The 23,414-nt window shown below is 67.2% G+C and carries 18 protein-coding genes; 8 read left to right on the top strand and 10 right to left on the bottom strand.

Annotated elements, in window-relative coordinates; all coding sequences use genetic code 11:
• Nucleotides 1–168 precede the first annotated feature (168 nt).
• Nucleotides 169–3,363, bottom strand: a complete 3,195-nt coding sequence (locus G5C50_RS18375) for a DUF1553 domain-containing protein (RefSeq protein ID WP_240907201.1) — start codon at nucleotides 3,361–3,363, stop codon at nucleotides 169–171.
• A 399-nt stretch (nucleotides 3,364–3,762) separates the two neighbouring features.
• On the opposite strand from G5C50_RS18375, the gene G5C50_RS18380 reads away from it, so the two are divergent.
• The 4 genes from G5C50_RS18380 (at nucleotide 3,763) to G5C50_RS18395 (ending at nucleotide 7,258) form a co-directional block, all read left to right on the top strand.
• A complete protein-coding gene (locus G5C50_RS18380) occupies nucleotides 3,763–4,278 on the top strand; it encodes a hypothetical protein (RefSeq protein WP_165071705.1) in 516 nt (171 codons plus the stop codon).
• A gap of 80 nt (nucleotides 4,279–4,358) precedes the next feature.
• Complete coding sequence (locus G5C50_RS18385; RefSeq protein WP_165071707.1) at nucleotides 4,359–5,525, top strand: Mrp/NBP35 family ATP-binding protein; 1,167 nt, start codon at nucleotides 4,359–4,361, stop codon at nucleotides 5,523–5,525.
• A gap of 37 nt (nucleotides 5,526–5,562) precedes the next feature.
• Nucleotides 5,563–5,940 carry a hypothetical protein gene (locus G5C50_RS18390; RefSeq protein ID WP_165071708.1) on the top strand — a complete coding sequence of 126 codons (378 nt, stop codon included), beginning with the start codon at nucleotides 5,563–5,565 and terminating at the stop codon, nucleotides 5,938–5,940.
• Between the two features lie 52 nt (nucleotides 5,941–5,992).
• Nucleotides 5,993–7,258, top strand: a complete 1,266-nt coding sequence (locus tag G5C50_RS18395) for a serine hydrolase domain-containing protein (RefSeq protein WP_165071710.1) — start codon at nucleotides 5,993–5,995, stop codon at nucleotides 7,256–7,258.
• A gap of 3 nt (nucleotides 7,259–7,261) precedes the next feature.
• On the opposite strand, the gene G5C50_RS18400 is transcribed toward G5C50_RS18395, so the two are convergent.
• From G5C50_RS18400 to G5C50_RS18410, 3 genes are all read right to left on the bottom strand, one after another.
• On the bottom strand, nucleotides 7,262–7,879 hold the full coding sequence (locus G5C50_RS18400; protein ID WP_165071711.1) for a DNA-3-methyladenine glycosylase family protein: 618 nt from the start codon (nucleotides 7,877–7,879) through the stop codon (nucleotides 7,262–7,264).
• A gap of 16 nt (nucleotides 7,880–7,895) precedes the next feature.
• Entirely contained in the window at nucleotides 7,896–8,642 is a 747-nt protein-coding gene (locus tag G5C50_RS18405) for a hypothetical protein (protein ID WP_165071713.1), read from the bottom strand.
• 220 nt (nucleotides 8,643–8,862) lie between these two features.
• Nucleotides 8,863–11,994 (bottom strand): J domain-containing protein, encoded by a 3,132-nt coding sequence (locus tag G5C50_RS18410; RefSeq protein ID WP_165071715.1) that lies wholly within the window; start codon nucleotides 11,992–11,994, stop codon nucleotides 8,863–8,865.
• A gap of 191 nt (nucleotides 11,995–12,185) precedes the next feature.
• Between G5C50_RS18410 and G5C50_RS18415 the strand changes: the two genes are divergently transcribed.
• Nucleotides 12,186–12,620 carry a RidA family protein gene (locus G5C50_RS18415; protein ID WP_165071716.1) on the top strand — a complete coding sequence of 145 codons (435 nt, stop codon included), beginning with the start codon at nucleotides 12,186–12,188 and terminating at the stop codon, nucleotides 12,618–12,620.
• A 28-nt stretch (nucleotides 12,621–12,648) separates the two neighbouring features.
• Here the strand turns inward: G5C50_RS18415 and G5C50_RS18420 are convergent, their stop codons facing one another.
• From G5C50_RS18420 to G5C50_RS18440, 5 genes are all read right to left on the bottom strand, one after another.
• Complete coding sequence (locus tag G5C50_RS18420; RefSeq protein WP_165071718.1) at nucleotides 12,649–13,125, bottom strand: c-type cytochrome; 477 nt, start codon at nucleotides 13,123–13,125, stop codon at nucleotides 12,649–12,651.
• A 108-nt stretch (nucleotides 13,126–13,233) separates the two neighbouring features.
• Nucleotides 13,234–14,457 (bottom strand): hypothetical protein, encoded by a 1,224-nt coding sequence (locus G5C50_RS18425; RefSeq protein ID WP_165071720.1) that lies wholly within the window; start codon nucleotides 14,455–14,457, stop codon nucleotides 13,234–13,236.
• 78 nt (nucleotides 14,458–14,535) lie between these two features.
• Nucleotides 14,536–15,807 carry an MFS transporter gene (locus G5C50_RS18430; protein ID WP_165071721.1) on the bottom strand — a complete coding sequence of 424 codons (1,272 nt, stop codon included), beginning with the start codon at nucleotides 15,805–15,807 and terminating at the stop codon, nucleotides 14,536–14,538.
• A gap of 322 nt (nucleotides 15,808–16,129) precedes the next feature.
• Nucleotides 16,130–17,599 carry a DUF4832 domain-containing protein gene (locus G5C50_RS18435; RefSeq protein WP_165071723.1) on the bottom strand — a complete coding sequence of 490 codons (1,470 nt, stop codon included), beginning with the start codon at nucleotides 17,597–17,599 and terminating at the stop codon, nucleotides 16,130–16,132.
• A gap of 18 nt (nucleotides 17,600–17,617) precedes the next feature.
• Nucleotides 17,618–18,373, bottom strand: a complete 756-nt coding sequence (locus tag G5C50_RS18440; protein ID WP_165071725.1) for a DeoR/GlpR family DNA-binding transcription regulator — start codon at nucleotides 18,371–18,373, stop codon at nucleotides 17,618–17,620.
• Between the two features lie 215 nt (nucleotides 18,374–18,588).
• Here G5C50_RS18440 and G5C50_RS18445 point away from each other — a divergent pair, with 215 nt between their 5' ends.
• The 3 genes from G5C50_RS18445 to G5C50_RS18455 are packed head-to-tail and all read left to right on the top strand — an operon-like array spanning nucleotide 18,589 to nucleotide 22,054.
• The gene (locus tag G5C50_RS18445) at nucleotides 18,589–19,845 is read left to right on the top strand and encodes an MFS transporter (protein WP_165071727.1); all 1,257 of its coding nucleotides are present in this window, start codon (nucleotides 18,589–18,591) and stop codon (nucleotides 19,843–19,845) included.
• Nucleotides 19,820–20,659, top strand: a complete 840-nt coding sequence (locus tag G5C50_RS18450; RefSeq protein WP_165071728.1) for a Cof-type HAD-IIB family hydrolase — start codon at nucleotides 19,820–19,822, stop codon at nucleotides 20,657–20,659. Before G5C50_RS18445 ends, G5C50_RS18450 begins: the two co-directional genes overlap by 26 nt.
• Before the next feature lie 42 nt (nucleotides 20,660–20,701).
• Nucleotides 20,702–22,054, top strand: coding sequence for an amidohydrolase family protein (locus G5C50_RS18455; protein ID WP_165071730.1), 1,353 nt, complete (start codon nucleotides 20,702–20,704; stop codon nucleotides 22,052–22,054).
• A gap of 8 nt (nucleotides 22,055–22,062) precedes the next feature.
• Here G5C50_RS18455 and hmpA read toward each other — a convergent pair whose 3' ends face one another.
• Nucleotides 22,063–23,295: an NO-inducible flavohemoprotein gene (hmpA, locus tag G5C50_RS18460; protein ID WP_165071731.1), complete on the bottom strand. Its 1,233-nt coding sequence runs from the start codon at nucleotides 23,293–23,295 to the stop codon at nucleotides 22,063–22,065.
• Nucleotides 23,296–23,414 lie beyond the last annotated feature (119 nt).

Here is a 23,414-nt window from a genome sequence, read left to right on the forward strand (position 1 = left end):
GTGGCCCGAAGGGCCGGATGAGGGGGCGGCCGGCATGGGATCCGTGTCCGATGCGTTGCTCGTCGGTCCACACCGATCGCCCCCTCATCTGACCGCTTCGCGGTCTGTCTTCCCCCGCGAGGGGGGAAGACCGTCGAACTGCAGTCCTTTCCTCGAGGACACAATGAGTCAATGCTTCGTCACGGTCTCATCGTAGTTGAGCAGCGCCTGGGCGACGACGGTCATCGCCGCGGCTTCGGCGGCGGGGATCGAGGCGTCGCGAGGGGCGTCGCCCACGGCCAGGAGCTTGTCGGCCTGGGCGCGGCCGGCGGCGAACTCGTCGTACTGCTCGCGGTACATGGCGTCGAGCAGGTCGGCTTCGGCTGGGGAGGCTCGGCGGCCGGTTAGAACGCGAAAGAGGAAGCCGACGCGATCGCGCGTCGTCTCGCCTCCCTCACGGAAGGCCCGTTCCGCCAGCGCCCGCGCGGCCTCGACGAACTGGGGGTCGTTCAGGAGGACGAGCGCCTGGAGGGGCGTCGCCGTGGGCTGCCGTTTAACGGCGCAGACCTCGCGGTTGGCGGCGTCGAACGTAAGCATGGCCGGCGGCGGCGACGTCCGCTTCCAGTAAGTGTAAAGACTGCGCCGATGGCTCCCCGCGCCGACGTCTCGGGTGTACTTCAGATTCGACTTCTCCTCCCAGAGCCCGTCCGGCTGGAAGGGTTTCACCGGCGGCCCGCCGATCGTTCCGACAAGTAGGCCGGACGCTGCGAGGGCGTTGTCGCGGGCCATCTCGGCGGTGAGGCGTTCGTGCGGACCCCGGGCGAGCAACATGTTGTCCGGGTCGCGCGCGTGCAACTCGGGCGAGGCGTCGGAGGACTGTTTATAGGTGGCGGATTCCACCATCAGCCGCCAGACGTGCTTCACATCCCAGCCGGAGTCGATCAACTCGCGGGCCAGCCAGTCGAGGAGTTCCGGATGCGACGGCGGCCGGCCTTGCGAGCCGAAATCCTCAGGCGTCGCCACCAGGCCGCGGCCGAAAAGCGACTGCCACCAGCGGTTCACCGTCACCCGAGCCGTGAGCGGGTTCTTCGGGTCAGTCGTCCAGCGGGCCAGGCCCAGGCGGTTTCGGGGCTCCCCGTTGGGGAACGGGAGGAGGCTGTGGGGCGTGTCGGCCGTAACGGGATCGCCCGGGGCGTCGTAGGCTCCGCGTCTCAGGACGAACGACTCCCGAGGCTGGGGCATCTCGCGCATGACCATGATCTCGGCGATCGCGTCGGCGATTCGCGCCTGTTTCATGCGAGCGTCGCGAACGGCCGCCAACTCGGCCTTGTTCTTGGCGTCGACGTCGGCGAAGAAGTAGTCGCGGAGGCTGTCTTGGTCGGCCTGGGAGAGCGTACTCGGATCGGCCGCGAGCAGATCGAGGAGCGTCCGGCCGTCGTGAATCTGGGCGGCCTCCACGGGGGCCAGGGCGCGGTCGAATACCTGGAGTTCGTCGACCTCGCCGTCCTTGAAGCCCCGGTCGCGGAACCGATGGCCGACGGCCAGGTCGTCGGCGCCGCCGCCGGTGATCGTCCTGGTCAGACCGTCTCGAACGACCTCAACCTCGGCCGGCCGGCCGTCGATGTACAACTTGAGGCCCGACGCCCGGCTCGACCCGTCGTAGGTCAGGACGACGTGGGTCCATTGGTTGATGGGCACCTGCTCGCGGGCGGCGATCCCGATCGCGTTGCCCGGCCAGAAGTGGACGAGGGACGCCGTCAATCGGCCGTCCTCGATGAGGACCTGATAGCCTCGGCTGCCCGCGTCGGTCCAGGCCATCGACCGTCGCAGGATCACGGCTCGATCCTTTCGATCAGGCGACTTGATCCAGAGAGCCAGAGAGAACGGCTGATAGCGATCGAAGTTCCCCATCGGCAGAGTCGCGCCGTCCTCGCCGTCCAGCTTCAGCGCCTTGCCGACGCGGCCCTCGACGAGCGACGGTCCCTCGACGGCCTTGCCCGGCTTGCCCGCGTCGGCGCGGTTGGCAAGCTTACCGTCGGTCAGGTCGTCGAACGAGAAATCGCCGATCCGTCCTGTCGGGGAGTACACAGGCGGGCGAGAGCGATCGAGTTTGCGGAGCCACTCGTCGAACTCGTCCCGACGGCGAAGCCGCATCTGAATCTGGTTCGCGTCGGTGACTTCCACACCGGCCTTGGCTGCGGCCAGGGCGCTTTCCTGGCCGGCCTCGGCGAGCCAGAGAGTCGGGGTGGGGACGGCGTTGGTGAAGTGCGAGTAAAGGCCCGATTCATCGATGTTGTTGAAGAAGCTGAACAGCGAATAGAAATCGGCCTGCGTGATCGGGTCGTACTTGTGGGTATGGCAGCGGGCGCATTCGAGCGTCAGGCCGAGGAAGGCCGAGCCGTAGGTGATGGTGCGGTCGGCGACGTACTCGGTCCGCCACTCGGCCTCGATCGAGCCCCCCTCGTTGGTCTGGCGGTGCATGCGGTTGAAGGCCGTGGCCAGGATCATGTCGCGCGAGGGGGCCGGCAAAAGGTCGCCGGCGAGCTGCCAGGTGATGAAGCGGTCGTACGGCAGATTTTGGTTGAAGGCGCGGACGACCCAGTCGCGCCACGGCCAGACGGCGCGGTAGACGTCGGCCTGGTAGCCGAAGGTGTCGGCGTAGCGGGCGACGTCCAGCCAGTCGACGGCCATCCGCTCGCCGAAGCGAGGGGAGGCCAGCAGGCGATCGACAAGGCGTTCGTAGGCGTCCGGCGCGCCGTCGGTGAGGAAGGCGTCGATTTCAGCGAGCGTCGGCGGCAGCCCGGTCAGGTCAAAGGTCAGGCGGCGGATCAGGCGTTCGCGCGAGGCTTCGGGAGAGGGGGCCAGGCCCTCGCCCTCAAGCCGGTTGAGGATGAAGCGGTCGATGGGGTTGATCGGCCACGCCTTGCGGGCGACGTTGGGCGTCGCAGGCCGCTCGGGAGGAATGAACGCCCAGTGTTCCTTCCATTCGGCGCCCTGTTCGATCCAGCGCCGGAGGACGTCGACGTCTCCGGGAGCCAACTCGCGGCCCGAGTCTCGAGGAGGCATCCGTTCGGAGTCGTCCTCGGAGGCGATTCGAGCGAGGAGTTCGCTCTCCTCAAGGTTCCCCGGCACGACGGCGCGGATGCCCGACTTGGTTTCGGCGAGGGCTCCTTCGCGAGTGTCGAGCCGGAGGCCGGCCTTGCGGTTCTTCGGGTCGGGACCGTGGCAGTGGAAACATTTGTCCGAGAGGATCGCGCGGACCTGGCGATCGAAATCGACCCGCGCAGCCGGCTGGGGCCCCTCGGCGGCGAGGGCGCTGGAAACAGCCGGGAGGACGCAGCAGACCACCATCCACCCGAGAAGGGGGCGTTCGCCTCTCGACATCACACGAGTCTCCTCGCCGCAAAGGACCTTCGGGCCAGTGTATCAACACGTGCGCGGTCCAGCAAAGTCGCACCATGCTGCCGAGACCATCCTCGTCTCGGTGGTTCAGGTCGGCCCGATGCGAGTCGCCCCCGTTCTAGTCGTGACGTCCTGATCGCTGAGGAATCGCCGCTTTCCTTGTCGCTCGGATCGATCTTCGGACCATATTGTCTGTAGGAAGGTCGTTCGGGTTGCATGATCCGCCCGATGGATGAGCGTTCTTCGAGATCGACGAAACTCGTCAATCAAACCCAATTCGATCAACTCCCCAAATCACCACTGAACCAGCCTGCCGAAGCCTCCGGCGACGGCTTTTCGACCTGATTCATCGGTGTCGATCGAACCCAAAGGAACCCGCTCGTGACGATCGAACCGGATCTCCACAACCAGGCTCGCTCGCAGGTCGTGGTGGTTCTACATGAACGCTCCGGCGTCTGGGCCCGGCAACTCCGAGCCCGATTGGACGGAGCCCCGGTACGATGGGCCGAGACGCGGTCGACGGCCGGTTTGCTGGAGGCGGTCATAGGGGATGCCACTCCGGTCGTTTTAATCGAGGGCGGACCGGATCCCGAAAAGGCCCTTCGCGAAGTCGCGCAGGTCGTCGAACGAGGCTCGTCGCCTCTCATCATGTTCATCGATCCGTTCGACCGTCTGGATGTGATGGATGCTGCAAGAGATCTTGGTGTGACGCGTGCTGTGTCTGGGCGGGTCGCCCCGCCTGAGGTCGCTGAGTTGATCGGCCGTTGGATTGGATTGTCGGCCAAGGCGTACGCCAGTGAGGGGTGGTCTCGGCCACGGCCCGCAGACCCATCGCGCGATCCCTCGGCCTGGATCGAGGAGGTGATCGCCGCGGCCGCCCAGCGGGCGGACTGCTAGTCGTCGGGGACGCTTCCGCGTACTATAGGTGGACGTGACTCGAGCGTCCTGGCGAAGCCGTAACCTGGGGAAATATGGGAATGTCGGGCGAGACGGATATTGTGGTGACCGAGAAGGACGTGCTGGCCGCGCTGAAGGGCGTCAAGGATCCCGACCTGGGTCGTGACCTCGTTGACCTGGGGATGATCCGAGACGTCCGGGTGGGGCCCGGCAAGGTCGCGCTCACCGTCAACCTGACGACCCCGGCGTGCCCTCTCAAGGGGAAGATCGAGGCCGACGTCCGCCAGGCGTTGGAGAGCCGCCTCCCCGCGGGGCTTGAGATCGAGATCCGGATGACGGCCGAGGTCCGCGGCAAGGGCGCCGCCGAGACCGGCGACATCCCAGGCGTGAAAAACGTGATCGCCGTGGGCTCGGGCAAGGGGGGCGTGGGCAAGTCGACGATGGCGGCCTCGATCGCCCTCGGTCTGAAGGCGCACGGGGCGGCGGTCGGCCTGATGGACGCGGACGTCTACGGGCCTTCGATCCCCCATCTTGTCGGCGCGTCGGGTCGGCCGATGGCCCGGGGCGATCAGATCGTGCCGGTCGAGGCCGCCGGCTTGAAGCTGATGTCGATGGGCTTTCTGCTGGAGCCCGACCAGGCCGTCGTCATGCGCGGGCCCATGCTCCACGGGATCATGCAGCAGTTCCTCCGCAAGGTGGAGTGGGGCAACCTCGACTATCTGATCATCGACCTTCCTCCCGGGACCGGCGACATCCCGCTGACCCTGGCCCAGACGTTGCCGCTGACCGGCGCGGTGGTCGTCTGCACGCCTCAGGAAGTCGCCCTGCTGGACGCCGCGCGGGCCGTGGCGATGTTCCGCCAGCTTCGCGTGCCGCTCCTGGGAATGATTGAGAACATGGCGTACTTCGACGTCATGGCCTACCTTCAGGAGCGTGGAGGGCCCCAGGCCCGGCAGCTCGTGGAGGGGAAAGCCTGCTTTGATGAGGAGGGGGACGAACGCGTCTACCTCTTCGGCCGGGGCGGCGCCCGCCGCAAGGCCGAAGCGATGAATGTGCCGTTCCTGGGGGAGGTTCCGCTCAACCTGTTCCTCCGCGAGACGGGGGACATGGGTCGGCTGGACGCCGCGCTCAAGGAGGGCTCGCCCTCGAAGGCTGCTCTCATGGGCGTCGTCGAGAAGCTTGCCGCGCAGGTGAGCATCCGTAACCTGAAGAACCCCAAGATGCCCAAGCTTGAGATCCTCAACTAAGGACGGGGATCGTTCCATCGACAGGAGGGAAGTTCCGATGCGAATCATCAAGACGTGCCTTCTGACCGCGGCTCTGGCTGCTCTTTCGACGGCTTCGGCCCAGGCTCAGTACTGGGGCGGAACGACGGTCGTCACGAGGGGCCCCGGGGTGGTGGTCGGGCCGACTTACGCCCCGGTCGTCGCCAACCCTTATGTTGTGCCCTCGACGGTGGTCGTTCGCCGTCCGGCGGTGTACGCGGCCCCGACCGTGGTCGCCTCGCCGGTCGTGGCATCACCGGTGATCGCCTCGCCGGTCATCGCGGCCCCGATGGTCGCCACGCCGGGCCCGGTCTTGATGTCGCCCGGCGTGACGGTCGTTCGTCCGGGCTGGGGATGGGGGCCGGGGCCGAGGCCCTGGGGCTGGCGTCGCTGGTGAGCTGAGTTCGGATCTGGATCTGGACGAGACGGAAATCAGGGGCGGCATCTCGATGAACTTCTCCCGATTCGCGGCCGCGGCTTCCGTTTGCTTCTGTTGCTGCTGGGCGTCGCTCGTCCGCGCCCAGCAGCCCGTTTCGGTTGCGGTCGACGACCTCTCGAAGGTCGGCGTCGCGGCCGAGCGACTGCCGCGGATCTCGGACGTCGTCCGACGTCGGATCCAGGATCGCGAGATCGCCGGCGCGGTTACGTTGGTGTCGCGCCACGGCAAGGTCGTCCACTACGAGGCTCAGGGAGTCCTGGACGTCGAGAACGGTCGTCCCATGACTCCCGACGCCCTCTTCCACATGGCCTCGACGACCAAGCCGGTGACGGCCGTCGCGGTGGTCATGCTGGTCGAGGAGGGGAAGGTCCGGCTGACTGACCCTGTTTCTCGGTTCATTCCCGAATTCAAGGACAAGAAGGTCGCCGTCGAACGGGACGGCCGGGTCGAGTTGGTCGCCCCGAAGCGGGAGGTTCAGGTCCTCGACCTGCTGACCCACACCTCCGGCCTGCTCAGCGGCGGACTCGGCCAGAAGCAATTCCCAGCCGATTCGACGTTTCCGCGCAAGGGCGATACGCTGGCGGATTACGTCAACCGGATCGCGCCGGCGCCGCTCGATTTCGAGCCCGGGACGAAGTGGTCGTACAGCCCGTTCGGGGGGATCGACACGCTGGCTCGAATCGTGGAGATCGCCTCGGGCGAGTCGTTCGACGCGTTCCTGCGCAGACGGCTCTTCGAGCCGCTTGGGATGAACGACACCTTCTTTCACACTCCGGCCGACAAGGAATCACGGCTGGCCTCCTTCCACTCGCGGAAGGGGAAAGAGCTGAAGAAGGGGGATTACTCGTTCGGGTTCGTCGAGCCATACACCTCGGGCGCGGCGGGCCTGATCTCGACGGCTGCCGACTTTCATCGCTTCGGCCTGATGCTGGCCAACGGCGGCGAATTGGACGGGAAGCGGATCCTCAGCCCGCGCGGCGTGGCCGTATTGTCGGCGAATCACGTCGGCGACAAGTTCCCGGGGAACCTCGGCCGACCCGAGGGGATGGGGTTCGGGTTCGCGATGGAGGTTGTCGTCGATCCGATCCGCGCGGCCACGTTCCGGAGCGCTGGGAGCTATGGGTGGGATGGCGCGTTCGGCACCCAGATCTGGGTCGACCCGAGCCAGGGGATCGTCGCCGTCTTCATGATCCAGGGGTCGAACGCCCGCCAGATGCAGAACGACTTCGGGACGGCCGTGATGCAGGCCGTGGCCGAGTTGGATCGCCCGCGCTGAGCGTCACTTGAGTTCCAGGCTCCGCCAGAGATACCAACTGGCGACCGAGCGATACGGCCGCCAGGCCTCGCCCAGAGCGTGGCACTCGGCGGGGGTCGGAAGCTCGGCGAGCCCGTGCTTGTTCCGAAGCGCCGAGCGGACGCCCAGATCGCCGACTGGAAAGACGTCCGGGCGATTGAGGGCGAAGATCAGGAACATGTGAGCCGTCCAGACGCCGATCCCCTTCACGGCCGTCAAGGAGGCGATGATCGCGTCGTCGTCCCAGCCGTCGTCGATCCGGTCGACGGGGAGCGAGCCGTCGACGACGGCCCCGGCCAGGTTCAGGACGTATCGGGCTTTGGGGCGGGAGAGCCCGCAGGTTCGCAGGGCGTCCTCGCCCAGGGCGATCAGCCGGGTTGGATCGTAGGGGCGGCCGGCCAACTCGTGAAGCCGGCCGCTGATCGACGCCGCGGCCTTGGTCGAGATCTGCTGGGAGACGATCGACCCGACGAGCGCCCCCAGGCGATCCTCCCTGGGGGCGAGCCGACACGGGCCGACGCGCCGGATCACATCCTTGAGGTGTGGGTCGACCTTCCGAAGGTGGCGGAGGGCCTTGGACCACGGGTCGGCGGGTCGGCTCATCGGACGACTCCGGACCTCAGCGTGAGGCGATCACCTGGGCCAGCGGGCGGACGACGCGGGGGATGACCGACCGCTGGAGGATGTCCTCGCCGATCTCGCGCTGGCGGCGGAACGATTCCAGGAACGACAGATCGGGCCCGTTGCCCCAGTATTGGCGGATCGTGAGATACAGGCTGATCTGGTCGTCGCCGAACTCGCCGGTCCGAAGCTGGTAGGCGCTGGTGCGGGTCTCGACTGAGAGCCGGGCCTGGAGCTGACAGGACTCGTCCAGGGCCACCGTCAGGGAGGGCTCGAAGTTCACGACCTTCTTGGAGAGGGGAGTTTCCAGCAGCCCCTCGAAGGCGGAGCCCATGCCAAGAGCCTCGGCGACGACCTCGTCATGATTGCCGTCATACGTGAAGTCGAAGCCGAACGTGACGTCGAGGGCCTCGCAGTCCAGCAGGCTGATCGACAGCAGGTGGGGGGCGATGTCCAGGAGCAGTTCGTGCTGGCGATAGGCGTCCGAGAGCTGCTCGGGATTGGTGCAGCCAGACGCCAGCCGCCGGGCCTCGATGGAGATCGAGCGATGGGTTTCCGCGTCCTTGTCGCTCTCAAGGACGAGGTCCCCGTTCTCGCGGGACTGGAAGTCGCGAAGCTCGGGAAAGCCCTTCCTCATCTGCTCGAAGAAGTGCAGGACGGTGTCGCGGTTGCTGGGCAGCTCCATCTCGGTATTCAGATTGACGTTAACGTAGAAATCGTCGGCGTCTCTGTTGTATCGGTTCATCCGTCGTGCCTCGTCGCGTTCGTCTCGATTCGCCGTGGCGGCCTGGGAACGTCATCGCCGTTCCGTCCGGTCGAGCGGCGGCTTTCAGTGTACATCCAGCTGAACAAAGGATTGTACCAGATCCGGGCCCGAGGGGAAATGAACGGAGAGGCGCTCGAAGCCCTTTCGTGGGTGTAAAATCAGTCGAGATAGCGATTTGCGTCGATCGTGGGAGGTGGCGTCAAACGCGGGTGCGGCCGGTTTCGGGGTGACGAATGCGGATGGGGGGGATGACGTCGGGGTCGCGCCCGGGGTCCAGGAAGGCGCGGACGCCGTCCTCGGTCAATCGTGGGTCGGGCGGGACGGAATGGGAGACGCCGTCGCGACCGGCGGGAAGGCGTGCGACGACCTCGCCGTCCTCGACGGAGACCGGCACGGCTCGGGAGTTCGCCACGACGACCAGCGGCGGAACCTCCGCGCCGGGGGGCTCGGTTCGGACGGTCAGGGTCCAGGGGCGGCCGGGGAACCAGGATCGTTTCCACTGGTAGGACAGGGTGATCTCGGGATGAGGCCCCGGCGCGACGGTCTCGGCCGAGGGCTCCACACCCGGAGAATGAAGCAAGGCTCCGTCGGAGGCGTCCTGGGCGTAGACCCGGACGTGCCAGTGGTTTGCGCCCGGCGAGGCCGTCGGTTCAGCGCCAGCGGGGGTTGGAGCGTTAAGAATCCACGAGCCCGCCCGTTGGTAGTCGTCGCGCCGGACGTCGAAGCGGAGGGCTTCGGAATCGTCGGGGCCGGCGGGAGGGGCCCCGCGACGGGCTGCGACACGGGCCGATCGGGCGTCCGGGGGCCAGGTCCAGCGGAGCTGGATTCGAGCGACGTCCGGCGAGGCGGCGATCGGATCCAGTCGCACAGCGCGGAGGTCGGTCGGATCGACGAGCCGGGCGAGCCAGGCTCCCCGGCCGACGATCAGGTGGCCGTTCAGCGCGGTCAGCGGCGTGTAATAGCGTCCGGTCGGGCCGAGGGGATCGAAGTCCTCGGCGAGTCCGGGTCCCGTTGGTTCGATCCAGTCGCCGCCGAGGGCCTCGATCTCGGCCGGCGCAACGGCCGATCCCGGCGGTTGGGGCAGGGGACTGCTCGTCCGTCGCAGTCGGATCGTCCCTCGCGGCGGGGCGGCCCATTCGATCCGGATCCGACCGGTCGGATCGACGATGGTCCGAGGAGGGCCCGTTGGGGAGGCCGGCGGGGTGGCGGCCACGGAGATCGTCACCCCGGCCGAGGGGAATCGCCGGTCCTCGGGGGTCCGGAAGATGGCGAAGACGGCGTAGTGGTAGACGCGTCCTTCGGCGACGTCGCGGTCGAGGGCCGAGTCGTGAGCGGCTGCGATTCGATCGCCGTGGCGGGGCGTCCGGGGGACGACCTCGGCGTTCCGGACGACGCGTATCTCCGCCGCGCCGGGGGGGGCGTCCCAGGAGAGGGTGATTGCGCCGTCGCCGGCCTCGGCGCGGAGGTTGCGGACGTCCGGCAGGAAGACGATCGGCCCCGCGGCCACGGCGGCGAGCGACTCAGCCTGCCCGCGACGGCTGAGGACGGCATAGCTGACGGTCGAGCCCGGCTCGACGGTCTGGTCGAGGAACTCGGCCCCGGCCGTCTCGGCGATCCGGGTGCCGTCGGCAGGGTGCTGAGGGAGGTCGCCGGGCTTCCGGAGGATCACGAACGACGGTGGCGCGAGGTCGTCGGGCGAGGGGGGGAGCCAGGAGAGCCGGACTCCCTCAGCCGTGACGCGGGCGTCGAGGTTCGTTGGGGCGTCGGGCGGGCAGCGTTCCAGGCCGGTCAGTGCGGCGGGGAGGTCTGCGGCCAGTCCAAGGCTGCGAAGGTACAGCCGACGGGCCTCGGGCGGATCGACCCGTTCCAACTTCTTGGCTCGTGCGGCCAGCACTTCCGCCTTGCGGAGTCGATCGGCGATCCGGCCGTGGGCCGAGGCGATCGCCGGCGAGTCGGGCGCGACGATCTTCCGCCAGGCGGCCAGCGTCCGAGCCGCCGACCAGATCCGGCCGCCGGCCTCGGCCAACTCGAAGGCCATCCGCAGTTGGTCGATTTCCTGTTCACGCTCGGCGACTCGGGCCATGCCGTTGCGGGCGCCGACGTGCTGCGGGGCGTACTTCTGGACCTCCTCCAGGTTTCGCCGCGCCTCGGCCAGGTCGTGCGTTCGATAGGCGTGGAGGGCCGCCGCGAATCGACGGATCAGGGCTTCCCTCAGCGACAGTCGGAACCCGCAGACGCATTTCGGGGTGTCGACCAGGTTGGACCGTTTGCAAACCGGGCAGTCCCACCGCAACGAGGCACCACAATGCTTGCAACGTGCTGTCGCGGCGCGGGCGGTCGGGCTCAACTCGGTCACGCCGGCGCAGCTTCGGCAGCGAAGGAACCTGTAGCCGTCCCCCTTCGAGAGACCGGTCTTCGACGCGGCGGCTTTCGGAGCTGGTCCGCTGTCGGCGGCGACTCCGACCTTGCGAGCGGCTCGGAGGATCAGCCGGTGCGCACGGTCGGGGGGGATCCCGCGTGAGCCTGCCTCGTCCACCAGGGCGACATGCGTTCCCGAGTCGATCCGCGACAGGCCACGGACGGCGAATGCGGCGGTTTGCTCGAAGGCTTCCTCGGCCTCAAGGGCGAGCGTCCGGTCGTATCGGGCGCGAGTCTTCGGGTTGGCGAGGTGGGTCTGGGCGTGGGAGACGATCTCCAGCCAGGCCGTCTTCTCGGCGGTGACCTGGGCTTTTTTCATCCAGCGCTGGCGTTCCTCGTCGGCTCGGCCGGCGATCACGATCAGCGGAGCGTCCCGGAAGAGCCCGAGCGCGTCGTAGAGGTCGCGACGGTCAAGGTGATCCAGAGCCATCCGGATCTGGCGGCGGGTGGAGGCGTCGAGCACGTCGGGAGGCGGGCCGTGGTCCTCGGCGTCGTCGCGGCTACCCTCCTCGTCGATCAGGAAGGGGAACGGTTTGGTCAGGCGGTCGAGCGTCTCGGCCTCGATTCCAACCCGAGCGGCCTCGGCCTTGAGCAGATCGCGGTCGGTGGAGTTCAAGCCCCCCTTCGCGGCCCGTAGTTTGATCAGCCGTTGCAACTCGTCGAGCTTCGCCTCGCGGCGGGCGACGTCGGCGGCGGACAACTCGGCGTCGTAGGCGGCGCGATTGATGGGGCCGCTCAGGAGGGCGGCGCGGAGGGAGGGGATCTCGTCGAGGAAAAGCTGGTTGGTGTGGCGCGTCTTCGGGTTTCGAGTCCCCATCGACCATGCCGGCTGCTTCTTCTTGAGCGCGGCCTCGATCTCGGCGACGGTCGCCCCTGGTTCGACGCCCAGTCGTTCGTAGTAATCTGCGATCATGTCTCGATCGATCGCTCCGCCAAGCCTAGGGCTGGTTCCGCCGATTCTCTATTTTCAGACGTCGGGAGGCGATCGTCCAGCCCCCCGGAAACCCTTGTCGGGCTGGCCGACGCCTACTACGCTGGTTCGCGTCGGCCGCGAAGGGGCCGGCGTCCTGGACACTCCCTGCCAAGAGAAAGCGACTCGCAGCCATGACCTCCAAGGTGAAGATCACGACGACTCACGAGAACGGCCGGACGCTCGCCTCCAGCGGATCGCCGTGGGAAGGGAAGATCGGCTACTCCCGGGCCGTTCGGGTTCGCGACCAGATCCACGTCACCGGCACGGTCGGGATCGAGGCCGACGGCACCTACGCTCCGACCTTGGCGGGTCAGACGCGACGCGCCTTCGATATCATCGTCGCGGCGCTTGAAGCCCTGGGCGGCAAGCCTGCGGACGTCGTGCGTACGCGGATCTACGTCACCGACGTCTCGAAGTGGCAGGAAGTCGGCGAGGTCCACGGCGAACTCTTCGGCGACATCCGCCCGGCCCTGACGATGGTTCAGGTCTCCGCCCTGATCGACAAGGAAGCTGTGGTCGAGATCGAGGTGGAAGCCCTCGTGCAGGACGAGGCGCGACCAGCCTGATTCCTGGATAAAGACGCCGGGCCGCGGCTCAGAGCGGCTCGGCCTTCCGGAGCGATTCCGGCACGGGCTGCCGCGACAGGGCGTAGCAATACCCGGCGACGGCCCGGATCTGGGCCTCGTCCAGCAGTGGCCCCCAGGCGGCCATCCGCGAGCCGGGGACGCCGACGCGGATCACCCGCAAGACGTCCGCCGGCTTGTCGCCGTGCTTCCACTTACCGTCGGTGAGGTCGCCGATCTGCTCCCCGCCGAAGCTCGCCGACAACGGCCCGTTCCCCTTGCCCGACGTCCCATGACAGGGGACGCACCGCGTCAAGAAGACTGATCGGCCCTCCATCAGGAAGTCGTCGTCGCGGATCTCCATCGGCGGCGGCTCGACCTCCGGCGCGAAGCTGAGATAACCAACCGCCCCCGAGACCAGCATCAGGACAAGGCCGAGCAGGATCCAGGGGAGGGGCGAGGAGGTTGTCTGGGAAACGGGCGACGGAGCGGGGTCAGGGTTCGACAAGGTGGGGACCGGGGATCAAGCCATCGGGATCAACGCGAACGACGCCGCACGGGGCTGAGTGTCCAACTTACCCGCCGCGCAGTCTCGCCCACAAGGCGAGCCGATCTCTCACACGTCGGAGACCGGCGCCGGCTTCTTCCTCGATATGAGGAGTCGTCGAATCCAGAGCGGCGCGGTGACCAGCCCGACGAAGCCGACGACGAATCCGATCTGGGACAGCCGAGCGTCTCGCTTGTCTTTCCTCACGGCCTGCTCATAGGCCGCCTTCGGAGATAGCGACGGGAGTTCCGGCGCCGACGTCTCGGTGTAGCCCGTCCAGAAGGCGGGGTCGTCGTCCGGGTGTCGGCCTTGCTGGAGGCGGTCCATCATGAACTTCGTCCGCGCGGCCTGCCAGGCGTCAGCCTCGGCGCGAAGCGACCGGTAGTCTGGTTCCATAACCTGGACGGCTTGAGGAGCAACCTGGGGGCCCGGTAGGGCATCCATGAGTCGCTGACCGCCCGGAGCGTCGGGCAGCATCGAGCCTTTACCGTCCCGGATCAACTCGCGACACCTCAGCCAGGCGAAGAGGGCGAGCGAATTTCGCCCCGAGCCGTCGTCGATCGGGAATCCTTCCGTATCCTGAGCGAGCGCGAGTTGGAGGGCGTAGTAGACGTCCACGCTTTCCCAGGCGTTCCCAAGCACGATCAGACCTGTCAACCCGCGGACGGCCTTGTGGGCCTCCGCAGGCCGGATAGCTCCAGGGCTGCTGTAGGGCTCAAGTCCCAGGAAGTTCGGCAGTTCTTGAAATGGTCCCGAGGGTGGATCGATCAGCCAATCAAGAATCCGAAGCTGGTACGACTCGCGGCCGAAGTGAGCATTGGGATTGATCCGGATCGCCTCCGCGATCTCTTGACGAGCCGCCCTCACCTCGTCGATCTTCTCGCGGTCGGCCCCGCCGCGGATCCAGCGGTGGACCAGGAAGGTGCCGAGGTTCGCGTGGTAACGATACTCGTGGTCGCGGCGTTCCGGAGAATCGGGCGATGCGTCCAACCGCCTCCCTTTCCTCGTCATCCAGCCGATCGCCTCGTCGCCGAGGCCGAGACGGTCGCAGGCGACACCTGCGTCGTCATAGGCTTCCAGGTCTTCCGGGTGCTGCTCGAGACGCTTCGCCACGCGGGTCAGCCGCATCTCATAGTAGAGTGGCGGATTCCGAGGGAATCGACCGGTCAGTACGGCGACCTCTTCAGGCATGCCCCGTGCCTCCTCAGCCGGCGTGTCCCGGTCCCACAGGCAGGCGAAGACGAGCGGCGGAGAGGCGAGCAGTGCGGCCGCAAGGACCCAGGCTTGGCGCATGGGAGAGGCTCCAGGAAGTCCGAGACGTGACAACCCCTTTCTTGAATATGACAACTGTAAGACGATGGCTCGCGTCCGTCAAGCGGCGGGCTCGGGCTTCTCGGCGAGGTCGCGTCGCGGGCGGATGGCGAGGACGACGGCGGCGGAGGCCAACGCGATGAGAGCGAAGCCGCCGAAGATCATCGTGAGGGGGATGTTGCGGTCGCGGAGTGCGCCAAAGCCCCAGTCTGCGAAGCCGCCGGTGCTGATGCTCACCAGGTTCATCAGCCCGTAGCCCAGGGCACGCCTGTCGGCCGGGACGATCTGTGAGAGGATCGGCATGTTGTTGCAGTCGAAGAAGCCCCAGCCGATGCCGTAAAGCACCAGGAACGCCACGGCCAGCCCCAGGTGCTCGGAGAAGCCGACGCCGAACAGGGACGGCAGGAACAGGATCATGCCGGCCGCGCTCACGAGGATCCGGCCCCGGTCGGTGCGGCGCATCCCCATATCGGCCAGCCAACCGCCCAGGACCACCCCGGCCATTGAGGCCAACTGCACGGGGAGCACGGCGTAGACGCCCGCGTTCCCCTGGGTCAGGCTGAACCGCTCCTTGAGGATGTCGGGCATCCAGTCGCGGACGACCCAGCCGGCGATGGCAGGAAGCGTGAAGTAAATGACGAGCAGGCGATAATCGCGGTTCCTCAGCAACTCCCCCAGCGCGGAGAACATCGAGGCCTCTCGATGCTTCTCTTCCGCCGGCTTTGTGGGCCGATCGCGGAGGATCAACAGAAGTGGTAGGGCGTAAATCATTCCGATCACCCCGCACGCCTGGAAGGCGAACCGCCAGCCCAGGGCGGGAGAGTCGGCGACGTGTCCTGCATAGGCGCCGATGATCTGCCCCGCATAGATGCCCGCCTGATGGACGCCGACCGCCCGGGATCGCGTCGACCCGCGGTGGTAGTCGGCGATCAACGCCAGCGCCGCGGGGATGTAAAAGGCCTCGCTGATCCCCATCAATGCCCGGGTGGCGACCAGGCCGTGGTAGTCGGTCACGAAGCCCGTCGCCATCGTCACGGCCGACCAGACCAGCAGGCTGCCGCCGATCACCAGCCGTCGCCCGAAGCGGTCCGCAATGTAGCCTCCAAATGGGCTCAACACCGCGTAGATCCACTTGAACGATCCGAGCATGAATCCCCATTGCGCCCGGTCCTCAAGCCCCGGCACGTCGGCCATGATCGACGTCTTCATCGTCGCGACCATTTGCCGATCGAGGTAGTTCAGCAGCGCGACCGGGATGAGCATCGCCACCACCAACCAGGCGATTCGCGAGGGCGGCTGCGGGTCCTGGGGGAAGTCGGAGTCGAGGGGCATTGGAACACCAGGGGGAGGTGAACGGAATGTGCGCGGAGCGTTCGTCGCCATCCGGAGGAGTCGACCCGCTGACGCCTTCTCCCCTTGAGGGAGAAGGTGCCCCGCAGGGGCGGAGGAGGGGTGGACGTACGGAAGCTATCGACCTCGATATCCTCAATGACCCGACGCCGGTCGCCCCCTCATCCGGCCGCTTCGCGGCCACCTTCCCCCGCGAGGGGAGAAGGCCGTTATGGTCTCGGCTTCGGAGGGTCGAAGGCTTCGGGTCGACGGATGACGAGGCCGCATTATCGCGGCCCGCGCCGATCGGTTCCATCCCCCCGCGTCAGGACTTTCGGCCGGTCAGAGTGATCCGCCCCAGCTTGTAGCGGCGGGCACCGTCGTCGTTGGGCAAGGGAAGGGCGAGGACAGGGGCGCCGTCACGGCGGCCGACGGAGATGAACACGTCGTACGTCCCCGGCGAGGTCGAGACGGTGAAGACCCCCATCGGATCGCGGTGAGGCATCGCCACGACGACCTCCGAGCGAACAGCTTTGACGGGAGCGGCCTCGGGAGGGCCGACCTCCAGCGTGCGGACGTCGAACGATTCGTCGACGTTCACCGAGACGATTCCGCCCTTCTCGTCCTTGAGCGTCAGCGCCGGAAAGCCTGTGGGATAGCAGGGGGCGACGCCCGCGTTCGCCCATGAGGTTTCCAGGGTGAACGGGTCGCCGAGCGCCGTCTCGCGCGGCCACGAAGCCGAGCGGAGTTGAATCCGGTAGCCCATCCGCCGATTGATTCGGTCGATGGTCTCGCGGTTCTCCTCCAGCTCGATCCGCGGCCACCAGTGGATCGACATGTAGCTCGCGTGGTAGTCCTCAACCGACTTCAGCAGCAGGCCGCCGTCCCAGGCATTCCGCTGCTTGGAGCCGCCGTAGTGCTCGTGCTCCAGGACGACGGGGAGTTTCGGCCAGAATGCCTGGGCCATTTCGGCGTGATACCAGGAGCGAGGCGGCGGCTGGACGAGGATGCTGTCGTCGCGGAGCGTGACGCCCTTTGAGAGGGCGTAATCCGTTGCCGGCTGGTGGGCTCCAGGTTTGTCGGGGCCGGCGACGTCGTCGCTGATCGCCAGGAGCGTCCGGGGGAAGTGCTTGCGGTAGAGGTCGACGTGGACCTTTACGGCGGCCAGCGTCTGTGCGTCGTCAAGCTGGGCCCCGAAGCCGGTGTGGCCCTCTCCCCACATGCCGAACGAACCGACGTCGATGAACGCGACGTCGGGGTTGCCGTCGTAACGCTTCGCCATCGCGGCGAGGAACGCGTCGAGCTTCGCGAGGAAAACCGGGTCCAGGTAGTCCGGCTCCCAGAGCGGCCCGTCCTTGGCCGGCCCCTTGCCGAAGGCGAAATTCACCCCCTTCGCCCCGGCCGCCTGGACCCATCGCGGGGTCGCGTCGCGCATCCAGCTTTCGGTGGACGTCACCCGGATCGCGACCTTGATCCCCCGTGCGCCGAACCGGCGGGCGGGGGTGTCGAAGAGCGACCAGTTGAACTTGCCTTCCTCGGGTTCCAGGAACGCCCAGGGGACGCGCAGGTAGACCGTGGACAGACCGGGGAAATCCGCCAGCGTGTCCGAGGGCTCCAGCTTCGAGCCGTAATTCGTGATGATGTTCGAGTAGTAATGGAGCGTCCAGCCCATGTCCGGATTCACCAACGCCCGTCCGTCGTCGACAGGATGGACGACCTCGCGGGGGGGATCCTCGGCGAACGCGGGGTGGAGTGTTAGGGCGAGGATGGTCGCGATCGCCGCGAATCGGTTCATGGGAGGCTCCTCGATCAGTCAGACGGCGACGACTTCGACGCCCATCTCGCGATAGGGGGCGAGCAGGTCGTCGGCTGCGGCCGAATCGGTGATCAGGTGGGTGAGCCGGCCGGCCGGGGTGATGAGATGGGGCGCGACCGTGCCGAGCTTCTCGCTGGCGACGACCACGGCGACCCTCGCGGCATGGGCGATCATCGCACGTTTGACCTCAGCCTCCTCACTGTCGAAGGTCGTCACGCCGGCCTCGGGATGGAGGCCGGCTGCGCCCAGGATGCAGAGGTCGGGACGGAGGAGACGGTAGGCGTCGACCGTGGCCACACCCACTCCGGCCCGCGCCGACTTGAATAGACGGCCGCCGATGACGACGACCTCGATCCTGGGGTGCTCCGCCAGAACGGTCGCCGCCGGCAGGCTGTGAGTGACGATCGTCAGCGAGAGGTCGGGCGCCAGCCGATCCAGAACGGCCAGCGGCGTCGTGCCGGCGTCGAGCGCCACAAGCTGGCCCTGGCGCAGAAGCTGCGCCGCCGCCGCGCCGATTCGCTTCTTGGCGTCGGTCGACTCCTTCTGTCTCGCCTTGTGCTCAACCGACGTCGGCGTCCGGGGCAAGGCTCCACCATGGACGCGTTGGAGGAAGCCCGCGCGGTCCAACTCGCGAAGGTCGCGGCGGACGGTGTCTTCCGAGACCCCGAACCGCCGGCTCAACTCCGAGGCCAGGATCTTCCCCTCGCTCTGGAGGACCTCCAGAAGCTTCCGCTTACGTTCCGCCGTGAGCATCGCAACCCCCGCAGACCACCCGATCACCTCCGTTGGATCGTCGCATTCGCCGGCTCTTGCGTCAATCCTGCACGATATTGCGGCAGTCTGCGTCAAGATTCCATGAAAAACCGACTCCTCGACTTGAGGTTGAGCGTTCCGGACGTAGAATCGACGTGAACTCGGAAACTTCGTGCAGATAACCGCAGGGTCCCGCAAGGGTGAACGACTCCTCCATGGATGCTTCGACGGCTTTGAAGAGGTTCCCCTTTCTCCCCTCGGCGCTGGCCGGACCGGAGCGGCTGGCGACCTTCGGATTGTTCGCGCTCGACGGCGTTGGATTCGGCTCGTGGGCGGCGTATCTGCCGACCTACAAGGCGAGCCTCGGCCTCAGAGACGGCCAACTAAGCATCGCGCTGTTCGCGATGGTCGTTGGAAGCATGGCCTCGATGCCCTTGTCGGGGCGGGTGCTCGCGCAACGAAGTACGCGGGTCGTGGTGCTGGCCGGGGCGTCGTCGTTCTGCCTGACGATTCCGCTCGTGGCCTTCGCCGCCGTGACGTTCGGGAGCATGGCCGGGTTCGTGCTGGCGGCGTTGCTGTTCGGTGCAACCAAGGGGATCATCGACGTCTCCGCGAACGCCCATGCGATCGGCGTTGAGCATGACGGGGCAGGGCCGTTGCTGTCGACCTGCCACGGCGGCTGGAGTTTGGGCGTCCTCTGCGGGGCGACGGCCGTTGCAGGGGCGCTGAAGATCGGGATGCCCCCCTTGCTGGCGACATTCCTGATCGCCGCCGCCTTGCTGGGCCTGACGGCCGCGGCCTCACGCGTGTTGACGGAGACGAAACCTGAGGCCGTCGCCGATCGTCCAGCACGCTCCGTCTGGCCTCGCGGGCGGTTGATTCCGCTGGCCGCGCTGGCGTTCCTCGGCCTCTTCTGCGAAGGGGCGATGGGAGACTGGGCTACGATCTTCCTCTCGGACGTGGCGCGGGCTTCGGCCTCGGCCGCGGCGATGGGGTTCGCGGCCTACTCGCTGGTGATGATGTGCGGCCGGTTCGCCGGCGACCGTTTCGTCGCCAAACTCGGGCCCGTGGGATTGCTGGCGAGCAGCGGATTGAGCGTCGCCCTGGGCCTGGGATTGGCTGTCCTCTTCCGCGGCTACTGGCCGACCGTCGCCGGCTTCGCATTCGTGGGGCTGGGCGTCTCAAACATGGTCCCGATTCTCTTCCGCGCCGCCGGCCGCGACGGCGATTCTGGCGCGGCGATCGCGTCGGTCTCGATCGTCGGCTACCTCGGCTTCCTCGTCGGCCCGCCGCTGATTGGAGCCCTCAGCCAGTACGTCGGCCTTGCGTCCGCCCTCTCCGTGGTGATCCTCTTCGGCCTGACCATCGCCGCCGGCGCGAAGTTCGTCGGCGACTCGACCAAACCCGAAATCGACCTGTCAAAAAACCCTCCAGAAAGAACCACTCATGTCCAGTGCGAACCGACCCTTTGAATATGCCCTCGCCGCCATCGACATCGACGAGACTCTGATCGGACCCGACAAGAAGATCGGATTGGCCAACCGGAAGGCGATCGCCGAATTGCAATCGCGCGGCTGCCGCGTGGTGCTGGCTTCCGGACGTCGGCACGCGAACATGTTGCCGTACTACGCGGAGTTGGGCCTGGACGACTACGTCGTCTCCTGCCAGGGGGCTCGCGTTCAGCACGCGACGACCGGCGAAATCCTCCACCGCGCCGAGGTCGACCCAGCGTCGGCCGCCTCGCTCGTCGCCGAGGGCCTGGCCCGCGGCTTTGGAATCCTCCTCTGGCTCGACGACCAGGTGTTGGGCCAGGGCGATTCCAGGTTGATCGGCAAGTACGAACACCTGGCCGACGATCCCGTGGCGCGCGTCGACCTGGCCGCGGCCGTCCCCCAATCGGCCGAGAAGGTCGTCTGGCTCGGCGAGCCTGATCTCATCAATAAGACCAGGGCCGAGATGCACGATCGGCTCGACAACAAGCTCCTGACCACGATCACCGAGTCCTGGTCGCTCGAATTCACGGCCCTTGAAGCGGACAAGCGCCACGGTCTGGCGGCGTTGGCGCTTCGGCTGGGAATCCCGCGTGAGGCCGTTCTCGCCTTCGGCGACGGCAACAACGACGCCGGGATGCTGGCCTGGGCCGGGATGGGAGTCGCCATGCCCCACGGCCGAGCCTCAGCCCACGCCGCCGCCCGTATCGTCGCCCCGGAAGGAGATCGGGAATCGGCCCTGGCGCGGGGCGTCGAGCACTTGCTTCGCCGGCCCGACGGGGTCATGGTGGCTTGATGAAAGAGGCTCGTTTATCGACCTGACTCGGGAGGGGAACCAATGCGGCTCCTTCGATTCGTGATCGCCTGGCTGCTCCTCGTCACCGGGGAGGCGGTCGCCGATGACGGCCCCATCGCCCTCACTCACGTCCGGTTGATCGACGGAAGCGGTGGACCGGCGATCGACGATACGACGATCGTGATCGCCGGCGGACGGGTCCTCGCTGCTGGACCTGCCGCGACAGTCCCTCCCGGCGCGGCGGTCCGCGAACTTCGAGGCAAGACGGTGACTCCCGGTCTGATTTCGGATCACAGTCACATCGGCCAGGTCCGCGGCGTGAGCGTCGGCGCGCAGAATTACACTCGTGAGACGATTGAGGGCGAGCTTCGGCAGTATCGCAACTACGGCGTGACGACGATCACGGCCCTGGGGAACAACGGCCCGCTGTTCGAGACGATCCGCGCCGAGGCCCACGCCGGCAAGACCGACGGCGCGGACCTGTTCGGCGTCGACCGGGCCATCGGCGTGCCCGACGGCGCGCCGCCGCAGGCGATGATCAAGGTCGGCGCCGACCAGTTGTTTCGACCGCGCAACGCCGACGAAGCCCGCGCGGCGGTCGACGCGATGGCAGACCGCAAGACCGACCTCGTGAAGATCTGGCTCGACGACTTCGGCGGCGGCGTCCCGGCCAAGATGAGCCCGGCCGTTTACCAGGCGGTCATCGACCAGTCCCACAAGCGGGGCGTTCGCGTGGCTGCCCACATCCACGACCTGGCCGACGCCAGGGCGATCGTCGCCGCTGGCGCGGATATCATCGCCCACGGCGTTCGAGACCAACCCGTCGACGCCGAGTTCATCGCGGCTCTGAAGGCGAAGGGCGTCTGGTACATCCCGACGCTCGCCCTCGACGACGCATCCTTCGCCTGGGCCGATCAGGCCGCCTGGACTCAGACCGCGTTCGCAAAGGCCGCGATTTCGCCGGAGTTGGCCCATCAGATCGACGATTCGGAATGGCGAGCGAAGATCCTGGGCGATCCGAAGTTGAAAGGGTCGCGGACGTCGCTCGTCATGAATCAGAAGAACCTGAAGACGCTGTTCGACGCGGGCGTCAAAATCGGCTTCGGCACGGACAGCGGAGCCACTCCCTTGCGAGTCGCCGGCATCGCCGAGCACCGTGAACTGGCCCTGATGGTCGAGGCGGGCCTGACTCCGATGCAGGCCCTGACCATCGCCACGACTCACGCCGCTGAACTGCTCGGTCTGCACGACCGCGGCCGAATTGCTGCGGGCCTTCGCGCCGACCTCATCGTCTTCGACGCCGATCCCTTGCAGGAGATCGGGAACAGCAAGACGATCCGCGAGACCTGGGTTCTCGGCCGCGCGTATCCCCGCGCGGCCGAAGCGAAGCCCTGACCGGGTGCTCAGGCCGACGCCAGCGCCGGGGCGGTCACGTCCTGGCGAGGGCCGAAGAACTCGTAGCGGATTCGATCCTCGTCGACGCCGAGTTCCTTGAGCGCGGTATAGACGCCTCGCATGAATGGTCGGGGACCGCAAAAGTAGAAGACAGCCTTGTCGACCGGAGCCCAGCGCCGGAGGAAGTCGGCGCTCACCACCCCGACGCCGTCGCAAAGCCCGTTGTCGAGATCGTCGGCCAGGGGTTGGTCGAAGAGGACGTGCGTCGTGACGTTCGGCAACTCGTCCAGCTTCTTGATCTCGTCGGCGAAAGCTCGGGCCCGGCTGTTCCTCGCGGCATGCAGGAGATGCAGCGGGGCGCGCCGGCCGGTATGGACGTGGTGCTTGGCCATCGACAGCAGCGGCGTCACGCCGATACCGCCCGCGAGCAGGACGACCGGTCGATCGTCTTCAGAGAGGGTGAATTCGCCGCAGGGGGGGCCGATCTCCAGCCTGTCGCCGACCTGGACGTCGTCGTGCAGGTGGTTGGAGACCAGGCCGTCCGGCGCGTCCACGGCGAGCTTCGACTCACGCTTGACGCTGATCCGATAGTGATCCAGCCCAGGACGATCCGAGAGGCTGTAATTGCGGGGGGACGTCGGCGTCCTGGGGAGGTCGACGCGGATCGTGAGATACTGACCTGGCTCGAATGTCGGCAGCGGTCCGCCGTCGGCCGGCCGGAGGTACAGCGAGGTCACCTCCGCGCTTTCGGGGACCTTGCGATCGACGATGAACTCGCGATAGCCGTTCCAGCCTCCGACCGCCTCGCGCTGGGCCTGATAGATCGTGGCCTCGCGGTTGATGCAGACGTCCGCCAGGAAGCCGTACGCTTCCGCGACAGCCCCGATCACCTCGTCGGTGGCCGCCTCGCCGAAGACGTCGCGGATCGCCGCCAGGAGGTGCTTGCCGACGATCGGATAATGTTCCGGCTTGATCCCCAGGGAACAGTGCTTCTGAGCGATCAATTCGATCGCCGGGGCGAGCACCGCGGGGTTGTCGATGTGCGCGAAATAGGCGCAGATCGACCCCGCCAACGCTCGCTGCTGCCCTCCAGAATGCTGGTGCGCCTGGTTGAAGTACGCCAGGACCTCGGGGTTGCCGGCGAACATCCGGGGGTAGAACCGCCGGGTGATCGCCTCGGCGTTCGCCGCCACGGCGGGCGTGATTCGCTTGATGATCTCGATCGTCTCGGGCCGAAGCATGGTGAGAGGACTCCCTGGAGAGCGGTAGGCGACCTCGTCTTGAAACCTGCACCTGAATATACAGAATAGATTCTGCACGTCAAGGTGCAGGATCTGGTTGGCGACCTGGAGACGGCGAT

The sequence above is a fragment of the Paludisphaera rhizosphaerae genome (genome assembly GCF_011065895.1).
In the GTDB taxonomy this organism is placed as follows: domain Bacteria; phylum Planctomycetota; class Planctomycetia; order Isosphaerales; family Isosphaeraceae; genus Paludisphaera; species Paludisphaera rhizosphaerae.